20 protein-coding genes are annotated in these 16,853 nt (G+C 70.7%); 11 read left to right on the top strand and 9 right to left on the bottom strand.

Annotation, left to right across the window (positions count from 1 at the left end; translation table 11 throughout):
• Nucleotides 1-18 precede the first annotated feature (18 nt).
• Nucleotides 19-630, bottom strand: coding sequence for a TetR/AcrR family transcriptional regulator (locus OG842_RS13075; RefSeq protein WP_266729774.1), 612 nt, complete (start codon nt 628-630; stop codon nt 19-21).
• Nucleotides 631-747: 117 nt separating this feature from the next.
• On the opposite strand from OG842_RS13075, the gene OG842_RS13070 reads away from it, so the two are divergent.
• On the top strand, nt 748-2,229 hold the full coding sequence (locus tag OG842_RS13070; protein ID WP_266729773.1) for an MFS transporter: 1,482 nt from the start codon (nt 748-750) through the stop codon (nt 2,227-2,229).
• A gap of 81 nt (nt 2,230-2,310) precedes the next feature.
• On the opposite strand, the gene OG842_RS13065 is transcribed toward OG842_RS13070, so the two are convergent.
• Nucleotides 2,311-2,790: a VOC family protein gene (locus OG842_RS13065; RefSeq protein WP_266729772.1), complete on the bottom strand. Its 480-nt coding sequence runs from the start codon at nt 2,788-2,790 to the stop codon at nt 2,311-2,313.
• Between the two features lie 302 nt (nt 2,791-3,092).
• Here OG842_RS13065 and OG842_RS13060 point away from each other — a divergent pair, with 302 nt between their 5' ends.
• From OG842_RS13060 to OG842_RS13050, 3 genes are read left to right on the top strand one after another with little or no spacing between them, the layout of a single operon-like run.
• Nucleotides 3,093-3,881 carry a hypothetical protein gene (locus OG842_RS13060; RefSeq protein WP_266729771.1) on the top strand — a complete coding sequence of 263 codons (789 nt, stop codon included), beginning with the start codon at nt 3,093-3,095 and terminating at the stop codon, nt 3,879-3,881.
• A gap of 30 nt (nt 3,882-3,911) precedes the next feature.
• Nucleotides 3,912-5,135: a sensor histidine kinase gene (locus OG842_RS13055; RefSeq protein ID WP_266729770.1), complete on the top strand. Its 1,224-nt coding sequence runs from the start codon at nt 3,912-3,914 to the stop codon at nt 5,133-5,135.
• Nucleotides 5,132-5,827 (top strand): response regulator, encoded by a 696-nt coding sequence (locus OG842_RS13050; protein WP_266729769.1) that lies wholly within the window; start codon nt 5,132-5,134, stop codon nt 5,825-5,827. The genes OG842_RS13055 and OG842_RS13050 overlap by 4 nt, the downstream gene beginning before the upstream one ends.
• Here OG842_RS13050 and OG842_RS13045 read toward each other — a convergent pair.
• Nucleotides 5,817-6,524: a B3/B4 domain-containing protein gene (locus OG842_RS13045; protein WP_266729768.1), complete on the bottom strand. Its 708-nt coding sequence runs from the start codon at nt 6,522-6,524 to the stop codon at nt 5,817-5,819. The two genes, OG842_RS13050 and OG842_RS13045, sit on opposite strands and share 11 nt — an antisense overlap.
• A gap of 54 nt (nt 6,525-6,578) precedes the next feature.
• Nucleotides 6,579-7,415, bottom strand: a complete 837-nt coding sequence (locus OG842_RS13040; protein WP_266729767.1) for an EamA family transporter — start codon at nt 7,413-7,415, stop codon at nt 6,579-6,581.
• A 115-nt stretch (nt 7,416-7,530) separates the two neighbouring features.
• Between OG842_RS13040 and OG842_RS13035 the strand changes: the two genes are divergently transcribed.
• Entirely contained in the window at nt 7,531-8,121 is a 591-nt protein-coding gene (locus OG842_RS13035) for a helix-turn-helix domain-containing protein (protein ID WP_266729766.1), read from the top strand.
• 139 nt (nt 8,122-8,260) lie between these two features.
• Complete coding sequence (locus OG842_RS13030) at nt 8,261-8,383, top strand: hypothetical protein (protein ID WP_266729765.1); 123 nt, start codon at nt 8,261-8,263, stop codon at nt 8,381-8,383.
• Between the two features lie 79 nt (nt 8,384-8,462).
• On the opposite strand, the gene sodN is transcribed toward OG842_RS13030, so the two are convergent.
• Entirely contained in the window at nt 8,463-8,858 is a 396-nt protein-coding gene (gene sodN, locus OG842_RS13025) for a superoxide dismutase, Ni (protein WP_093899557.1), read from the bottom strand.
• Between the two features lie 180 nt (nt 8,859-9,038).
• On the opposite strand from sodN, the gene sodX reads away from it, so the two are divergent.
• Nucleotides 9,039-9,506, top strand: coding sequence for a nickel-type superoxide dismutase maturation protease (gene sodX / locus OG842_RS13020; protein WP_376318893.1), 468 nt, complete (start codon nt 9,039-9,041; stop codon nt 9,504-9,506).
• Here sodX and OG842_RS13015 read toward each other — a convergent pair.
• Nucleotides 9,410-10,039, bottom strand: coding sequence for a CGNR zinc finger domain-containing protein (locus OG842_RS13015; RefSeq protein ID WP_266729764.1), 630 nt, complete (start codon nt 10,037-10,039; stop codon nt 9,410-9,412). The genes sodX and OG842_RS13015 overlap by 97 nt on opposite strands.
• Before the next feature lie 89 nt (nt 10,040-10,128).
• Here OG842_RS13015 and OG842_RS13010 point away from each other — a divergent pair, with 89 nt between their 5' ends.
• From OG842_RS13010 to OG842_RS13000, 3 genes are all read left to right on the top strand, one after another.
• Complete coding sequence (locus OG842_RS13010) at nt 10,129-10,890, top strand: class I SAM-dependent methyltransferase (RefSeq protein ID WP_266729763.1); 762 nt, start codon at nt 10,129-10,131, stop codon at nt 10,888-10,890.
• Between the two features lie 172 nt (nt 10,891-11,062).
• Complete coding sequence (locus OG842_RS13005; protein ID WP_266729762.1) at nt 11,063-11,551, top strand: sigma-70 family RNA polymerase sigma factor; 489 nt, start codon at nt 11,063-11,065, stop codon at nt 11,549-11,551.
• The gene (locus tag OG842_RS13000) at nt 11,548-12,300 is read left to right on the top strand and encodes a hypothetical protein (protein ID WP_266729761.1); all 753 of its coding nucleotides are present in this window, start codon (nt 11,548-11,550) and stop codon (nt 12,298-12,300) included. Before OG842_RS13005 ends, OG842_RS13000 begins: the two co-directional genes overlap by 4 nt.
• Nucleotides 12,301-12,371: 71 nt before the next feature.
• Here the strand turns inward: OG842_RS13000 and OG842_RS12995 are convergent, their stop codons facing one another.
• The 3 genes from OG842_RS12995 to OG842_RS12985 are packed head-to-tail and all read right to left on the bottom strand — an operon-like array spanning nt 12,372 to nt 15,066.
• Nucleotides 12,372-13,139 (bottom strand): amino acid ABC transporter ATP-binding protein, encoded by a 768-nt coding sequence (locus tag OG842_RS12995; protein ID WP_323185731.1) that lies wholly within the window; start codon nt 13,137-13,139, stop codon nt 12,372-12,374.
• Nucleotides 13,136-14,086, bottom strand: coding sequence for an amino acid ABC transporter permease (locus tag OG842_RS12990; RefSeq protein ID WP_266729760.1), 951 nt, complete (start codon nt 14,084-14,086; stop codon nt 13,136-13,138). The genes OG842_RS12995 and OG842_RS12990 overlap by 4 nt, the downstream gene beginning before the upstream one ends.
• A 29-nt stretch (nt 14,087-14,115) precedes the next feature.
• Nucleotides 14,116-15,066, bottom strand: coding sequence for an ABC transporter substrate-binding protein (locus OG842_RS12985; protein WP_266729759.1), 951 nt, complete (start codon nt 15,064-15,066; stop codon nt 14,116-14,118).
• A 521-nt stretch (nt 15,067-15,587) separates the two neighbouring features.
• Here OG842_RS12985 and OG842_RS12980 point away from each other — a divergent pair.
• Nucleotides 15,588-16,799: an NAD(P)-dependent malic enzyme gene (locus OG842_RS12980; RefSeq protein ID WP_266729758.1), complete on the top strand. Its 1,212-nt coding sequence runs from the start codon at nt 15,588-15,590 to the stop codon at nt 16,797-16,799.
• Nucleotides 16,800-16,853: the final 54 nt, after the last annotated feature.

Raw genomic sequence — 16,853 nt, 5'->3', positions numbered from 1 at the left:
GACGGGTGGCACCGGTCCTCAGCTCACGTACGCGCCCGCCCGGGCCGCCGCCTCGGCCGCCCCGGCGGCCCGGTCCGCCGCCGCCTCGTCGAGCGGGTCGCCGCTGGCCAGCAGCCGGTAGTAGAGCGGCGCCGACACGGCGCGGATCACCTCGTCCGCGTCCGTGCCCGCGGGCAGCTCCCCGCGCTCCACGGCCTCGGTGACACAGCCGGACCACTCCTTGATCCGGATCGCGTAGAACCGGTGCAGCGCCTCGGCGGTGCGCGGGTCGCAGGTGGCGGCGGCGATCACGGACCTGAAGAGCGCCCCCTGCCGCGGGTCGGCGAGGGTCGTGGCCACCAGCCGGGCGTTGGCCCTGAGGTCCTCGGCCAGCGAACCCGTGGCCGTGCGGGGCGAGGACTGCTCGGCCATGTCGTCGAGCAGGTCCGCGATCAGGCCGGTGGGAGTGGACCAGCGCCGGTAGACGGTCGTCTTTCCGACCTCCGCGCGGCGCGCGACATCGGCGAGATCCAGCCGGTCGAAGCCGTGCTCGGCCAGGGCGTCGCCCGCCGCCCGCAGGACCGATTCCCGGACCCGGGCGGTACGGCCACCGGGCCGGACGCTGCCGGGCTCCACACCCTCAGAAGCCATAACGGGTCTCCAGTTCCATTAATAACTCTTCCTCTGCTACGGTGACTTCCATCTTAACGGAACTCTGGTCCCGTTAAAACCTCCGTCCCCGTCTCCGCTCCGTCGAGGAGTCCCATCATGTCCGCACCCAGCCAGGTCCCGTCCGGCGCGACCGCCGCCGTGCCTCCCCTCACCCCTTCCGCCGCCTCGTCGAGAACCCGTATGACCGGACGACAGAAGCTCGTCCTCGTACTCCTCCTCGGCGCCCAGTTCATGATCGCCGTGGACTTCTCGATCCTGAACGTGGCACTGCCGGTCGTCGGCGAGGGGCTCGGCTTCCCCCTCTCCCGTCTCCAGTGGATCGCCACCGCGTTCGCGCTCGCCGCCGCAGGCTTCACACTGCTGTTCGGCCGTGTCGCCGACCTCGTCGGCCGCAAGCGGCTGTTCCTCGCCGGCATGGTCGTCCTCGGTCTCTCCTCCGCCCTCGGCGGACTCGCCACCTCGCCCGAAGTGCTGCTCGTGGCAAGGGTGTTGCAGGGGCTCGCCACGGCGGCCGTCACCCCGGCCGGGCTCGCGCTGCTGACCACCGCCTTCAAGGAGGGCCCGCTGCGCGAACGTGCCCTGGGGCTCAACGGGGCGCTGATGTCCGCCGGATTCACCGCCGGGGCCGTCCTCGGCGGCCTGCTCACCGATCTGCTCTCCTGGCGCTGGGCGTTCTTCATCAACGTGCCGGTGGCCGCCCTGGTGGTCGCCCTCGCCCCGGCCGTCATCACCGACTCCCGGCCCGCCGCGCGCCCCCGGCTCGACGTCCCCGGCGCCGTGACCGTCACCGGCGGTCTGCTCCTGCTCGTCTACGGGCTGACGCAGGCCGGCGAGTCCGGCTGGACCCGGCCCACCACCCTGGCCGCACTCCTCGCCGGGCTCGCGCTCCTCGTCGCCTTCCGTGCCGTCGAGAAGAAGGCCGCGGCACCGCTGGTCCCCGTACACATCCTGAAGCGGCGCAGCGTCATCTGGGGCAACACCGCCGGTCTCATCGCCTTCGTCACCGAGACCTCGCTGGTCTTCCTGCTCACCCTCTACCTCCAGGAGGTCCTCGGGTACTCACCGCTCGCCACCGGTCTCGCCTTCGGCGTCCTGGGCATCGGCACCGTGATCGGCGGCACCCTCGGCGGCCGCGCCGTCGGCCGGTTCGGGAACCGCAGGACCATCGTCACCGGCGGAGCCGTCCAGGCCGTCGCCACCCTCGCCCTGGTGGCGCTCGGGACGTCGGGGGGCTGGATCACGCTTCTGCTGGTGGCCACCTTCGTCGGCGGCATCGGCAACATGCTGGTGATCGTCGGCTTCATGGTCACCGCGACCTCCGGTCTCCCCGACGAGGAACAGGGCCTGGCCACCGGCCTCGCCACCATGACCCAGCAGGTCGGCATCACCATGGGCATCCCGGTCATGAGCGCGGTCGCCACCGCCCGGATGTCCGCACTCGGCGACACCGGCCCCGAGGGCGTTCTCTCGGGGGTCTCGGTCGCGATCCTGGTCAACTCGGCGCTGGTGCTTGCCGGGGCGCTGCTCGCGGGCGCCTTCCTCGGGCCGCGGCGGACGGGGAGCGACGTGCGGCGGTGAGAGCGGGGAAGCGGCGATGCCGGGCAGGCGATCCGACGGATCCCCTGCCCGGCATCGCCGCTTCCCGGTCCTCGGCGCGTCTCAGCCCTCGTCGTGGGCCTTCCGCAGCGCGGCGATGTCCAGCTTCTTCATGGTCATCATCGCCCTGGTGGTCCTGGCGGCCTTCGCCCCGTCCGGATCGGTGACCATCCCCGGCAGCACCTCCGGCACGACCTGCCAGGAGAGTCCGTACCTGTCCTTCAGCCAGCCGCAGGGCCCCTCCTCGCCCCCGTCCGTGAGAGTGCCCCAGTAGTAGTCCACCTCGGCCTGGTCCGCGCAGCGGATCTGGAACGAGATGGCCTCGCCGAACGTGAACTCCGGGCCGCCGTTCACCCCCACGAACTTCTGGCCGTTGAGCTCGAACTCGACCGTCATCACCGATCCGGCGGGCCCCGGCCCCGCCTCGTTGTAGCGGCCGATCGCCCCGAGGCGGGAGTTCTTGAAGACCGAGACGTAGTACTCCGCCGCCTCCTCGGCCTGTCCGTCGAACCACAGACATGTGGTGAAGCCCTCGGTGGTCATCGCTGTCTCCCCTCATTACGCAGCCCCGTCGCCTGCGCAGGTACGCCCATACCGACCGATCCCGTCCCGAAAACTCACCGTTGTACTGGGGGTAACTCAAGGGGGACAGGTATCGGCCGACTTCATATGGTCCCTGTGGATGGCTCGAAATCGCCTCGGCGACACGGCTGCATCCCACATCTAACAACCGGCCCGGAGGGTTCTGTGACCGCGCGGCGGACGCGGGTCATACCCAGGTCCGACCCCGAGGTCCCGGCCGTGGTCCGATGCCCCGGCCGGGGGAGGGGCGGCATCGTCGGGGCATGACGAACCGAACTGCCCCCACGGGCACACCGGCGACCGCCATCGGTGCCCGGCTGCGCGTCGCGCTGCCGGTGGAGCGGATGGGCACAGCCGGATTCACCGGACGCTGGGCAGGCGGCACCGCCATGGTGCTGGGCCCGGTCCTGATGCTGGCCGGGGCGCTGCTGCGCGTCCGCTTCCACTTCTTCTACCCGGACCAACTCGCCGCGTACGAACGGAACTCCACGCTGATGGCCACGGCGTACGGCCTGTTCGCCGCCGGGGGCGTGCTGCTCTGGCCCGCCGTGGCCGTGCTCGCCGCCCGGATCGGCGCCCGCAGCCCGGGATGGGGGCTGTGGGGCGGAGTCCTGGTCGTCTTCGGGCTGTTCGCCCGCGCCTTCCACGCGGGAGTGGACCACCTGGCCCTCCAACTGGTGCGATCGCGCGGCGCCGCGGCCGCCACCGAGGCCGTGACCGCCGGCTACGGCGCCTTCCACGTCTTCGCCGCGCTCAATCTCGCCGTGCTCGCGGGCTGGATCGTCCTCGCGCTCGGGGCCTGGCGCACCCGGGTGCTCGGGCCGGTGAGGGCCGTCGCCCTCGGCCTGACGGCGGCGCTGCCCTTGGGCGTTCTCAAGGGCACCACACCGATGTCACTGGTGGCCCTGGCCGGGCTGTGCATCGCACTGGTGCCGTCCGGCGTCGGCCTGCTGCGCGAGGAGCCGCGACCCGGCCGGGCGGCGGCGCTGCGGTGGGCCGCGCTGACCGCGGTGGCGATCGCGTTCATGGTGCTGATCGGACAGGCCGGCTGAATGCGCCGCCCGTACGGATACCGTCGGACCATGATCCCCACGGTCGACCGCCGCCGTCCGAGGCTCCAACTCCTCGACCTCGTCGCGGCGTTGTCCCTGACCGCCGTCTACATCGGATTCGTCCGGATGGGTTCCGGCGACGGCCAGGCGCACTACACCGGGCCGCTCTGGACCGGGTACCTGGTCGCCGCCGCGGTGGGTCTGCCCATCGCCGTGCGCAGGCGCCGACCGCTCCTGGTGCTGGCGGTCGTCCTCGCCGCGCTGGCTGCCGCCTCGCTCCTGGACATCGTGCGCGAGCCGTACGCGGCGGCCGGCTTCGGGGCCTACCTGGTCGGCCTCGCCGAACCGGCCCGCCGCTCCGTACCCGCGCTGGCCGTTGCACTGACGGTGGCGGGCGGCGCCGTCTACCTCGGCGAGGCCGTGGTCACCCCGGCCGAGGACCCGTTGGGGGCCGTGGGAGTGGCCGGGCTGGTGGTGCTGGTGATCGGTGGTTCCTGGGGTGCGGGCCGCACGGTGCGCGGGCGCCGGGCCGACGCCGTACGGGAGGAGCGGCGTCGCGCGGAGCGTGCGGTGGCGGAGGAACGCCTCAGGATCGCCCGGGAGTTGCACGACATCGTCTCGCACAACCTCAGCCTCATCGCCGTCAAGGCGGGCGTCGCCGGACATGTCGCGGACGCCGATCCGCAGGAGGCGAGGGCCGCGCTGAAGATCATCGAGGAGACGAGCCGGTCCGCCCTGGGCGAGATGCGGCGCACCCTCGGCGTACTGCGCGGCCAGGGCACGCCCCCCGGCGCGGGCACGCAGCTCGCCCCGGACGCTCCCCTCGGCCCGGACGCCCCGCTCGGCCCGGTCCCGGACCTCGGCCGCCTGGACGCGCTGGGTGTCGAGGCCGGGCGGGCGGGCACGGACATCCGGTTCGCGGTCCACGGCACGGAGGGACTGGCCGAGGGGATGCGGGTGACCGCCCACCGGATCGTCCAGGAGGCCGTCACCAATGTCGTACGGCACGCGTCCCCGACCCGGTGCCGGGTCACGGTCGCGGCGGACCCGCGCGAGATCCGTATCGACGTCGTGGACGACGGCCCACCGGCGGGCCGCCGGCGGACCGGACATGAACTTCCCGGCGGGCACGGACTGCTGGGGATGCGGGAGCGGGCCATGATGTACCAAGGCAGCTTCGCTGCGGGTCCGCGCCCGGAGGGCGGTTTCGCGGTGTCCGTCCGGCTGCCGGTCGGCGGGGAGCGGAACACATGACCGACGGAGCACCGGTCCGGGTGCTGGTCGCGGACGACCAGGCCATGGTGCGCGGCAGTTTCCGCGTACTGGTCGATCACACGCCCGGCATGACCGCGGTGGGCGAGGCGGCGACCGGCACGGAGGCCGTCGAGCTGGCCCGGCGCGCACGGCCGGACGTGGTGCTGATGGACATACGCATGCCGGAACTCGACGGCATCGAGGCCACCCGGCGCATCTGCTCGGACCCCGCCACGTCCCGGGTCCGCGTCCTGGTCCTGACCACCTTCGACCTGGACGAGTACGTCTATGCCGCACTGCGCGCCGGAGCCACCGGCTTCCTCCTGAAGGACACCCCGCCGGCGGAGGTCCTCACCGCCATCGGAGTCGTCGCCGCGGGGGAGTCGCTGCTCGCGCCCTCGGTCACGAGCCGTCTGATCGCGGAATTCGCCCGCCGCCCGGAGCCGGGACGGCCACCGTCCCGTTCGCTGGACGGGGTCACGGACCGGGAGCTGGAGGTGCTCGGCCTGATCGCGCGCGGCCTGTCCAACACGGAGATCGCGCAGCACCTCCGGCTGAGCCCGGCCACGGTCAAGACGCACATCGGCCGGCTGCTCGCCAAGCTCCGGGCGCGCGACCGCGCCCAACTCGTCATCGTCGCCTACGAGACCGGTCTGGTCGACGCCCGAAGGCACGACGGTCTCAGACGGTGACCTTGGGGTCCGCCGGCCCGAGGTACTGCACGGCGGTCTGTTCGCAGTGCGGTGCGAGCAGGTTCCTCAGCTCCTCCGCCGCGACCCCGACGAGGTCGCCGTCGTGGGTGGCGCGGAGGGTTTCGAGTACGAGGACGACGCGGTCGGAGTCCTCGGTGACACGGGTGCGGTGGGCGTCGCGGTGGTTCCAGTGCCGGGTCAGGACGCCGCCGGCGTCCGCGTAGACGATCTCGCCGGGCTTGGGGTTCTCGACGGCGTCGGGCTCGCCGAGCGGGGTGAACTCCTCGCTGCCGTCCGCGTACCGGATGTCGACGTCGCCGGTGACGTGGTCCAGGTCGAATGCGCCGGCGGGCAGACCGTGACGGACGGAGACGGCGTTGTACGAGTCGACGGCGGGGTTGATACGCGGCAGAGTCCCGCGCTTCGTGAAGCGGCGGCCGAGCGCGTCGACGCTGGGCCGGACGCGGCGCGGGTTGGTGCCGAAGGAGCGGTAGGCGGTGTGCCACGCCTCGATGCGCGGGTCGGTCTCGTCGGCGGGCTGCCAGACACCGTCGGCGAGCCCCCGCTCCAGGCCCTCCAGGGCGGCGGCGGTGTCGGGCCAGGGTTCGCGGCCGCGCAGGCCGGTGGCGGTGACCAGGGCGATGAGGGTGTCGGGGAAGGCGTCCGTGACGTCGGGGGCGATGCGGAAGGTGGTCATGAGCGGGTGTTTCCGTTTCCTGGGCGAGGCGGGTGCGCGAGTGCGTGAGTGGGTTCAGGTCAGGGCGAGGAGGCCGACGGCGACGGCGGCGGTGCCCAGGCCGACGAGCTGGCCGCGGTGGATGCGTTCGGCGAGCACGCCGCGGGCGAGCAGGACCGTGCCGGCCGGGTAGAGGGCGGTGATCACGGCGACGACGGTCAGGTCCCCGCTGCGGGCGGCGAGCAGGAACATCAGGTTCGCCATCGAGTCCAGGACGCCCGCGGCGGCCGACATCGCGTAGGCGGGCCGCTCGGGGCCGAGCTTGCGGTACATCAGCCCGGCGACGGCCAGGGTGACGGCGGAGGAGACCGCCCGGCCGATGATCAGCGGTGCCACACCGCTGTCGGACGGTGCCTGGTGCAGGAAGATCAGCTGGAGGGCTATGGCGGCGCCCGCGCCGAGGGCCAGCAGCAGCGCGGTACGGGACGGGCGCACGACCCCGGCGCCGTGCCCGGCGCTGACCAGCACCACCGCGAACAGTGCGAGCGGCAGGCCCACCAGCCCGGCGGCCCCCAGGTGCTCGCCCTGGAACAGCCCCACGCAGACGGGCAGCGCGGCGGAGACCAGCGCGGTCACCGGCGAGAGCACGTTCATCGGGCCGATCGCCAGGGTGCGGTAGAGAAGGGCGAACGCGGCGGCGGAGACGACCCCCGACGCGGCACCCCAGCCCAGGGCACCGAGGCTGAACGAGGCCCCGAGCACCGGCCACAGCAGCAGCTCGACCGCGAGCGAGGCCGGGGCGGCGATCATCACCGTACGCAGGACATGGGCCTTGCGGGCACCGAGACCGCCGAGGAAGTCGGCGCACCCGTATGCGAGTGAGCTGCCCAGAGCCAGGAGCAGAGCGATCACGGCACATCCCTTACCATCATTGAAACGACCGAACCGTACAACGGATCGACCGGTCGGTGTCAACCAAATGACCGCACGGTTCAATCCAGTAATCCGTGACGGGGATGGAGATCAGATGGCCGAGACGGCCGCAGCCCTGCGGACGGTCGCGTACAACGTCAGGGCGGCCCGGACCCGCGCGGGCCTGTCCCTGGACGAGCTGAGCCGGCGCGCCCAGGTCAGCAAGGGGGCCCTGGTGGCACTGGAGAAGGCCCAGGGCAACCCCAACCTGGCCACCCTGGTCCGGCTGGCAGACACCCTCGGCATCTCGGTCTCCGCCCTGATGCAGGGACCGTCCGAGGGTCGCGTACGCGTCGTGACCGCCGAAACCGTCGCACCCCTGTGGACCGGGCCGCAGGGCGGCGAGGCCCGGCTCATGCTCACGACCTCGGGCCCGGCCCCGGTCGAGATCTGGCGCTGGCGACTGGAGCCCGGCGAGGAGTACCCCAGCCACCCCCACCAGGCCGGAGTCACCGAGACCATCAGCGTCACCGCCGGCCGGATGACCCTGCTCGTCGACGGCGAGGAGCACCCCGTCGAAGCCGGCCAGACCGCCACCTTCGAGGGCGACGCCCCCCACGCGTACCGCGGCTCCGGCACCGGGACCTGCCACCTGATCATGACGGTCCACCTGCCGCCGGGTCCCACGGCCACGACCACGATCTGACCGGCAGGAATTCGCCCGGGCCCCCCGGTTGCCGGCGAGTACCCTGCGCCGACTCAGCGTTCTCGGGCGGGAATTGGGAGGGGCGCAGCAGTGGGGTGGTGCTGCCCGGGCAGTGCATCTGCGTGAACGAATCCGGTGCGTGGAACGGCAACCGCAGTCTTCCCCCGGCAAGGAGTTCGGCCGTGCGGGGGTCGTTGAACTGCCCCGGCGCGGGGCCTTCGAGATCGCCTGCCTGGGCGTCATCTTCGTCCACCGCAGGTGATCTCCCGTTCCTCTCCAGGAACGGCCGAAGGGGTGCGACCGGCAAGCGGTCGCACCCCTTCGGAGCAGGGACTGGAAGGTCAGGCCTTCTTCGTCTCCCAGAAGATCTTGTCGATCTGGGCGATGTAGTCCAGCGCCTTCTGGCCCGTCGCCGGGTCCGTGGAGGCCTTGGCGGCCGACAGGGCCTTCAGGGCGTCGTTGACCAGCTGGTGCAGCTCCGGGTACTTCTCGAAGTGCGGGGGCTTGAAGTAGTCGCTCCACAGCACCGAGACGTGGTGCTTGGCGAGCTCGGCGCGCTGCTCCTTGATGACCACCGCGCGGGCCCGGAAGTGCGGGTCCTCGTTGGCCTGGTACTTCTCCTGGACGGCCTTGACGGACTCCGCCTCGATGCGGGCCTGGGCCGGGTCGTACACGCCGCAGGGCAGGTCGCAGTGGGCGCTGACCTTCACCTTGGGGGCAAACAGGCGGGAAAGCATTGAGCTGTCCTTCCTCGTGATCGTCTTCTCAGGTGGGACATTACTCGGTGAGAGACGTGATTTCGTGGGTGCCCCCATGGGCTTAGGCCAAAAGTCCAGGGCGAGGATGGGACCAGTGGCCGAATGTACGTAACGCTGTACGGGACGGTGTACTGGACGGACCGGGGAGGTGTCGGAGAGATGCGGGACGTGCCGGAGGTGCCGGAGGTGCCTGAGCTGACGCGGGGACAGGGCGGGCGCGGGATGTCCCCGCGGATGCCGTTCCAGGTGGTGGAGGTGACCGGGCCGTCGATGGTGCCGACGCTCCATCACGGGGACTGGCTGCTGGTGCATTACGGGGCGGAGGTGCGCCCCGGGGACGTGGTGATTCTGCGGCATCCGTTCCAGCAGGACCTGCTGGTCGTCAAGCGGGCCGCCGAGCGTCGTCGGGGCGGCTGGTGGGTGCTGGCCGACAACAGCTTCGCGGGCGGTGACAGCACGGACTACGGGACGGTGCCCGAGGAGTTCGTACTGGCCAGGGTCCGGGCGCGCTACCGGCCGCTGAAGAAGGATCAGCGGTCGGTGCTGGGTGTGGTGACCTGGGCGGTCTCCGCGCTGCGGCCGGTGTCGGCCGCCCGTTCCGTCTCCAGGCGCTTGCGGGCCCGGTAGGCGGCCACATTGGCCCGGGTCGCGCAGCGGTCGGAGCAGTAGCGGCGCGAACGGTTGGTGGAGGTGTCGAGGTAGGCGTTGCGGCACGGCGACGCCTCGCACAGGCCGAGCCGGTCGACCCCGTACGAGGTGAGGTGGAAGGCGAGGCCCATCGCCGCGATGGCGGCGTACCCGGCCGTCGCGTTCGACGGATGGTCGGCCAGGTGCATGTGCCAGTCCGGCTTTCCGTCCTCGTCCCGGGTCTCGTGGCCGGAGATCTGCGGGCTGACCGGGAACTCCAGCAGCAGTGAGTTGAGCAGGTCGACGGCGAGTGTCTCGTCCCCGCCGTCGGCCGCCTCGAAGACCGAGCGCAGCCGGGCCCGTACCGACCTGAAGCGCGTCACGTCCGCGTCGGTCGCCCGCCGGGCCGCCTGGCCGTTGGCGCCGAACAGCTCGCGGACCGCCTCCACGGAGGTGAGGGAGTCCTTGTTGCGGGCCGGCTCCTCGGTGTTGACCAGACGCACGGCGTAGTCCGAGTAATAGGCCAGTTCCACTTGTAGTCCTTACGGCGTGGGTCTATGGTCGGTGCAGCGAACGATGTAATGGGCCTTTGCAGGTCCAGGGTATTACATGGAGGTTCCTGGTGACTGAGACATCGACAGGTACGGACTGGCGGGCCTGGCAGGAGAGCTGGGACCGGCAGCAGGAGTGGTACATGCCCGACCGCGAGGAGCGGTTCCGGGTGATGCTGGACATGGTCGAGGCCCTCGTCGGGCCGCGGCCGAGGGTGCTCGATCTCGCATGCGGTACGGGAAGTATTACGGACCGGCTGCTCAAGCGGTTCCCGGAAGCCACCAGTACCGGCGTGGATCTCGACCCGGCGCTGCTCGCCATCGCACGCGGCTACTTCGACGGCGACGAGCGCGTCACCTTCGTCACCGCCGACCTCAAGGACCCCGAGTGGGCCGGGCGGTTGCCGTACGACTCGTACGACGCCGTCCTCACCGCCACCGCCCTGCACTGGCTGCACACCGAACCGCTCACCGCGCTCTACGGGCACATCGGCGGGCTCGTCCGGGACGGCGGGGTGTTCATGAACGCGGACCACATGATCGACACCGCGACGCCCCGGATCAACGCGGCCGAACGCGCCCACCGGCACGCCGTCATGGACCAGGCCAAGGCCGCGGGCGCTCTCGACTGGGCCGACTGGTGGGCGCTGGCCGCCAAGGACCCGGTCCTCGCCGGACCGACCGCCGAGCGGTACGAGATCTACGGCGAGCACGCGGACGGCGACATGCCCCCCGTGCGGTGGCACACCGACACCCTGCGCGAGGCGGGATTCGGGGAGGCGCGGACCGTCTGGGCCTCGCCCTCGGACGCCCTGGTGCTCGCCGTGAAGTAGCGGGACGAGGGGGAGGGGCGGGCGGTACGGCCGAAGGCCGTGCCGCCCGTGATCTGTTTCCGGGCGCACCGCCCGTGATCTGTTTCTGACGTCGCTGCAACCCGCTGCGCACCCCACCGCACTGGAAGGGTGAGACGGTCCGCACCCGCGGACCCGGAGAGGGGCGCCGACGATGCGGATCGATGACGATGCCGCGCTGCACGCCTTCGTCGAAGGCAGACGTACCGCGCTGTTCCGCAGCGCGTACCTGCTCTGCGGCGACCGGCACGAAGCCGATGACCTGGTCCAGGCGACGCTGGTCAAGGTGGTGCTCGGGGGGCGGCGGTACGGACGGCTCGACAACATCGAGGCGTACGCGCGCAAGACGCTGATCAACACCTTCATCGCATCCCGCCGCCGGTTCTGGCGGCGCGAACAGTCCTACGGCGAACTGCCCGACCGCGCCGGCCGGGCGCCGGACACGGACACCGGGCTGGCGGTGCGGGCGGCGCTCGCCCGGCTCACGGACAAGCAACGGGCCGTACTGGTCCTGCGCTACTGGGAGGACCTGAGCGTCGAGGCCACGGCCGGGCTGCTCGGGATGCGGGAGAACACGGTCAAGAGCCACGCGGCTCGGGGGTTGGCGGCGCTGCGCGCCGAGATGGCGGAGGAATTGGTATGAGCAACGACGTGCACGAGCTGCTGGGGCGGGCCGCGGACGACGCGGGAGCGCCGGCCACCACCACCCGGACGGTGTACGCCGGGGCCGCCCGGGTGCGGCTGCGGCGGCGGGTCACCGTCTCGGTCGCGGCGGCCGCCGTGGTCGCGGGCGGGGCCGTCGTGGTGCCGAACCTGGCCGCGAAGGGCGGCGACACGCAGGAGACCACGGTGGCGGCGCCGGTCGAGCTCGCGGGGAACAGCGGTCGGGCGAAGGACCTGGCGAAGGTGCTGCCCAAGGGCGTCGGGGACATCGATCAGGTCTCGCTGTCGGTCGTCATCAAGGGCGACACCTCCGAGCGGGAGATGCCGCACCTGGAGGGGCCGTTGGACGGGCACTTCTCGGTACGCAGGGACGGCGGTGTCGGCTACCTCGTCATCGGCTACATGAAGACCGGAAGCAGCATTGCGGGGGAAAACCCGTGCGAGGCCGCCCCCGGGGTGCCGGCCATGCCGGACTGCGTGAACGAGAAGCTGCCGGACGGGCGCGTGCTGACGACCTGGAGCGACCCGATGAACTACGACGGCGTGCCGCAGTGGGGCAGGGAGCTGTCCGGCCGGCTCACCTTCAAGGACGGCGGGGTGCTGTCCGTCCGCGACAGCACCGGCTTCAAGGGCGAGCGGGCGCAGGGCCCGCTCCTGAAGACGCCGCCGCTGACCCGTGCCCAGCTGCGGGAGCTGCTGCTCAGCCCGCAGCTGCTGCCGAAGAAGTAGGAGAAGCAGGGAACGGACGGAGAAGGGCGGTACGGAGCTCTCGGCTCCGTACCGCCCTTCTCCCGCTGCTGCTAAAGCACCTTCGACAGGAACGACTTCGTGCGGTCGTGCTGCGGGTTGGTCAGCACGTCGCGCGGGTGGCCGGACTCGACCACCACGCCGTCGTCCATGAAGACCAGCGCGTCGCCGACCTCACGGGCGAAGCCCATCTCGTGGGTCACGACGACCATCGTCATGCCGTCCTCAGCGAGACCGCGCATGACGTCCAGGACGTCGCCCACCAGCTCCGGGTCGAGCGCCGACGTCGGCTCGTCGAAGAGCATCAGCTTCGGCTCCATGGCCAGGGCACGGGCGATGGCCACCCGCTGCTGCTGTCCGCCGGAGAGCTGGGAGGGGTAGTTCTTCGCCTTGTCGCCGAGGCCGACCCGGTCCAGCAGCCGCTCGGCCCGGGCCCTCGCGACGGCCTTGGACTCGCGCCTGACCTGGACGGGTGCCTCCATGACGTTCTCGATCGCCGTCATGTGCGGGAAGAGGTTGAAGCGCTGGAAGACCATGCCGATGTCCCGGCGCTTCAGCGCGACCTCACTGTCCTTGAGCTCGTAGAGCTTGTCGCCCTTCTGGCGGTAGCCCACCAGCTCGCCGTCGACGTACAGCCGGCCGGCGTTGATCTGCTCCAGGTGGTTGATGCACCGCAGGAACGTCGACTTGCCGGAACCGGACGGGCCGATCAGGCAGAAGACCTCCCGGGGCGCGACCTCCAGGTCGATGCCCTTGAGGATGTGCGCGGCGCCGAAGGACTTGTGGACGCCCTCGGCCTTCACCATGGCGGTGGCGGTCATGCGATGCCTCCCTTCGGGCGGCCGATGGACAGGAGGTTGGCCCTGACCTTCTGGAACGGGGTGGGCGGCAGGTTGCGGCTCGAACCGCGCGCGTAGTACCGCTCCAGGTAGTACTGGCCGACGCTCAGCACCGAGGTCATGATCAGATACCAGGCCGCGGCCAGGAAGTACATCTCGACCGGGGCTCCGGACGCCTGCCCGATGTCCTGGGCGTACTTGAACAGCTCGTAGAACTGCACCGCCGCCACCAGCGACGTCGTCTTGAGCATGTTGATCACTTCGTTGCCCGTCGGCGGCACGATCACCCGCATCGCCTGCGGGATCACGACGCGGCGCAGGGTCTTGCCGTGGCTCATGCCCAGCGCGTGCGACGCCTCCGTCTGGCCCTCGTCGACCGAGAGCAGACCCGCACGGCAGATCTCGGCCATGTAGGCGGCCTCGTTGAGACCCAGGCCGAGCAGCGCCGTCAGCAGCGGCGTCATGAAGCTCGACCAGTAGTCCTTGTAGATCGGCATCAGGTTGATGTACTCGAAGACCAGGCCCAGGTTGAACCAGACGAAGAGCTGGACCAGGACCGGGGTGCCGCGGAAGAACCAGATGTAGAACCAGGCGATCGACGAGGTCACCGGGTTCCGCGACAGCCGCATCACGGCCAGCAGAACGCCGCCGACGATGCCGATGACCATGGACAGCGCGGTCAGCAGCAGGGTCTGGGTGACGCCCTTGAGGATGCGGTCGTCGAAGAAGTAGTCCGGGACCGCACCCCAGTTGATCTTGCCCTGGCTGAAGGCGTAGACGATCGCGACGAGCGCGGCGATGGCGATGACGGCCGAGACGTACCGGCCGTAGTGCCGGACCGGAATGGCCCTGATCGCCTCGGGACCGGAGGACGTGGCGAGGGGTATGGGCGGCTGGTCGGCCGGGCCCGCTTTCTTGATGTCAGTCACAGGAAGAACCTTTCTGCGCCGGTCCCTGATCAGGATCCGCCGTTCACCTTGGCCTCGGTGACCGCACCGGCCTCGACACCCCACTTGGAGATGATCTTGCCGTACTCGCCGTTCTTGATGATCGCGTCCAGTGCCGCCTGCACGGCCTTGGTCAGCTGGTCGTTGCCCTTGGCGACGGCGATGCCGTAGGGGGCGGCCTCGACCTGCTCGCCGACGATCTGGAAGTCCTTGCCACCGCCCGAGGTCTTCACCGCGTACGCGGCCACCGGGAAGTCGGAGGAGCCGGCGTCGGCGCCACCGCTGCGCAGCCGGGTCTGGGCCTCCAGGTCGTTGTCGAAGGTCTCGATCGCGATCTTCTTGCCGCCCGTGCACTTCTTCGACTCGTCCTTGGCGAGGTTGTGCGAGACGGTGCCGCGCTGGACGGCGATCTTCTTGCCGCAGAGGTCCGCCCAGGTCTTGATTCCCTGGTCGTCGCCCTTCCGGGTGTAGATCGAGACTCCGGCGGTGAAGTAGTCGACGAAGTCGACGCCCTCGCCGACCTTCTTCTTCGTCTCGGAGTCGATGCCCTGCTGGCGGTCCTTGGTGTCGGTCATCGACGACATCGCAAGGTCGTAGCGCTTGGAGCGCAGACCGGTGATCAGCGTGTCGAACGTGCCGTTCTGGAACTCGAAGGTCACGCCGAGCTGCTTGCCGAGCGCGGCGCCGATGTCGGGGTCGATGCCGACCGTGTTGCCGGACTTGTCCTTGAACTCGACCGGCGGGTACGCGATGTCCGAACCGACCCTGATGACGCCCTTGTCCTGGATCTCCTTGGGCAGGAGGTCAGCGAGCGGCGCCCGGGCCGATGCCGAGTCGTTCCGCGGGTTGTTCTTGGTCTGGTCGCCACAGGCGGCCAGCAGCATGGTGCCGGCGACCGCGATGGCGCAAACCGCTGCGATCCTGGATTTCGCGGCCGTGCGACGAGTGGTGCTTGCGGTCATGATCGGGTTGCCTCCGGCAGGTGAGGGTGGTGTTACCAGGCGGTATGGACACACGACTTCGGATGTCGCCCCCCTGTGGGATTAGGGCATCTTGCCATTCGGACTGGCTCGAACTGGTCGCTGCTCGTGTCAAAATCGGATAACGGGCGATCCCCGAACCTCACGAGGCCGGTACACGAGGCCGGACCATCTCTGGGGTTTCCACCATCACGCCGGAAGATCTGCGGCGCGTCTCGACTGGTGGACGCTTTTGTCGCTTGGCGGACTTGTCCAGATATTCGACTATGAGTCACGTCACCGAACCGATATGGACTCGTCGATGACGCGGTTCGTCCGGTAAGAAAGACCTTTACACCCCTCATCCGGGGCTCAGGGCGCGTGTGCGGCGCGCCCGCGCGTATGTATTTCCCCCTGCCGGGGCGGGCCAACCGCCGACGTGGGGCACGTACGCGGTGCCCGCCCACCCCTCCTCAACCAGGAGTGGCCACCCTCAAACGATGAAGACTTAAGGGGTCAACACCATGGCAGCGGAGATCGTCAATCCTCGCAGCGACAGCACCACTGACAGCACCACCGATGAGCCGTTCGATCCGGCCTTCGCTCTCCACCGCGGAGGGAAGATGGCCGTGCAGGCCACCGTTCCCATCCGTGACAAGGACGACCTGTCCCTCGCGTACACGCCCGGCGTCGCCAAGGTGTGCAGCGCCATCGCGGAGAATCCCGACCTGGTCCACGACTACACCTGGAAATCGCAGGTCGTCGCCGTCGTGACGGACGGCACCGCGGTTCTCGGCCTCGGTGACATCGGACCCGAGGCGTCCCTCCCCGTGATGGAGGGCAAGGCGATCCTGTTCAAGCAGTTCGGCGGCGTCGACGCGGTGCCGATCGCACTCGCGACCACCGACGCGGACGAGATCGTCGAGACCGTCGTCCGGCTCGCGCCGTCCTTCGGGGGCGTGAACCTGGAGGACATCTCGGCGCCGCGCTGCTTCGAGATCGAGCGCAAGCTCCAGGAGCGGCTCGACATCCCGGTCTTCCACGACGACCAGCACGGCACCGCCGTCGTGACGCTCGCGGCCCTGCGGAACGCCGCGAAGCTGTCCGGCCGGAGCCTCGGCGACCTGCGCGCCGTCATCTCCGGCGCCGGCGCCGCGGGCGTCGCCATCGCGAAGTTCCTGCTGGAGGCGGGGCTCGGCGACGTCGCCGTGGCCGACCGCAAGGGCATTGTGAGCCGGGACCGCGAGGACCTCACCGAGGTCAAGCGCGAGCTGGCCGAGCTCACCAACCGGGCCGGGATCTCGGGTCCGCTGGAGAGCGCGCTGGCGGGCGCCGACGTCTTCATCGGCGTCTCCGGCGGTACGGTCCCCGAGGCGGCCGTCGCCTCGATGGCGCCCGGCGCGTTCGTCTTCGCCATGGCGAACCCGAACCCCGAGGTCCACCCCGACATCGCGCACAAGTACGCGTCCGTCGTGGCGACCGGGCGGTCCGACTACCCGAACCAGATCAACAACGTGCTGGCCTTCCCCGGCATCTTCGCGGGCGCCCTCCAGGTCCGGGCCTCCCGGATCACCGAGGGCATGAAGATCGCCGCGGCGAACGCGCTGGCCGACGTCGTGGGCGACGAGCTCGCGGCGGACTACGTGATCCCGTCGCCGTTCGACGAGCGGGTGGCGCCTGCGGTCACGGCCGCGGTGGCGGCCGCCGCGCGGGCGGAGGGTGTGGCCCGGCGCTGAGCCGGTGGGGCGGGGCGGGGTACGAGTTCCCGGGTGCGGGGTGCGCCTGCGGCG

The organism is Streptomyces sp. NBC_00376 (assembly GCF_036077095.1).
Classification (GTDB): Bacteria; Actinomycetota; Actinomycetes; order Streptomycetales; family Streptomycetaceae; genus Streptomyces.
This window is presented reverse-complemented; position numbering and strand designations above follow the sequence as displayed.